The 1,376-nt window shown below is 38.4% G+C and carries 1 protein-coding gene; it reads left to right on the top strand.

Annotated features, from left to right (window positions below; all coding sequences use genetic code 11):
- The first annotated feature begins 119 nt into the window (after window positions 1-119).
- A complete protein-coding gene (gene tyrS, locus HMPREF9200_RS05720) occupies window positions 120-1,328 on the top strand; it encodes a tyrosine--tRNA ligase (RefSeq protein ID WP_009353869.1) in 1,209 nt (402 codons plus the stop codon).
- Window positions 1,329-1,376: the final 48 nt, after the last annotated feature.

The raw sequence follows: 1,376 nt of genomic DNA on the forward strand, positions 1-1,376 counted from the left end.
GAGGATACTAGTACAACATCCAATGATGAAAGCCCATCTAAATCTAAAAGTAATAAAGGGAAGGAGCCCGTTGTTGCTCCTAGATCATCTAAAAATTCACAGTAACATAGGAGATAATCATGATTAGTGCAGCAGAACAGTTTCGCCTCATTTCCCATGGGGTAGCTGATCTTTTACCAGAAGATGAATTTAAAAAGAAATTAGAAAAATCCGTGGCAACAAATACGCCATTGATTGTCAAATTAGGATTAGATCCAACAGCTCCAGATATTCATTTGGGCCATACTGTTGTTTTGCGTAAGCTTAAATTATTCCAAGATTTTGGACATAAAGTTATCATTTTAATTGGTGACTTTACAGCTCGTATTGGTGATCCAACTGGTAAAAGCGTAACTCGTCCACCGTTGACCGAAGAACAAGTGATTACTAATGCGAAAACATACCAAGAGCAAATTTTTAAAGTCTTAGACCCTGAAAAAACAGAAGTTCGTTTCAATAGTGAATGGTTAAGCAAATTGGATTTTGCGGATGTATTGAAGTTAGCCTCCAAATATACAGTAGCTCGTATGTTGGAGCGAGATGATTTCCACAAACGATATACAGAAGGTCGTCCTATTAGTATTCATGAGTTCATGTATCCATTGATGCAAGGTTACGATTCTATTGCTTTGAAAGCTGATGTGGAATTTGGTGGTACTGACCAAACATTCAACCTGTTAATGGGACGCCATTTACAAGGCGAAGAGGGGATGTCCGAGCAAACCATTATTACAATGCCAATTTTAGAAGGCCTTGATGGGGTTCAGAAAATGAGTAAGTCTCTTGGCAACTACATTGGTATTAGTGAAGCTCCATCTGAAATGTATGGTAAAGCGATGTCTATCCCAGATGAGTTGATGATGCGTTATTTTATGTTGGTGACAGACATGAGTATTGAAGAACAAGAACAACTTAGTAAGGATTTAGAGTCTGGTGCAGCCCATCCTAGAGATGTAAAAATGAAATTGGCTCATACTATCGTTCGTCTATATCATGGAGAAGAAGCTGCCAATTTTGGACAAAATGAGTTTGTGCGTGTGTTCCAAAAACATGCGATGCCAACAGATATTCCAGAATATAAAGTGGCACTTACAGAAGAACCTGTGTTTGTACCACAGTTATTATCTGATGCAGGCTTAACAGCAAGTAATGGGGAAGCAAGACGCTCCATTAAAGCTGGAGCCTTTAAAATTGATGGTGAAAAGTGCTACGAAGAACATATTCTATTGAAAGACGGTATGGTATTGCAAGTTGGGAAACGGAAATTCATTAAAATCGTCTCTTGTTAGTCTATGTAGCCTGTGGCGTTCTTAACTAAATAAGATAAAGGGAAGACC

It is taken from the genome of Veillonella sp. oral taxon 780 str. F0422, assembly GCF_000221605.1.
Taxonomy (GTDB): Bacteria; Bacillota; Negativicutes; order Veillonellales; family Veillonellaceae; genus F0422.

Excerpts from the sequence above, each read along its gene's own strand:
- tyrS (WP_009353869.1), top strand. The coding sequence starts at position 120 with ATGATTAGTGCAGCAGAACAGTTTCGCCTCATTTCCCATGGGGTAGCT.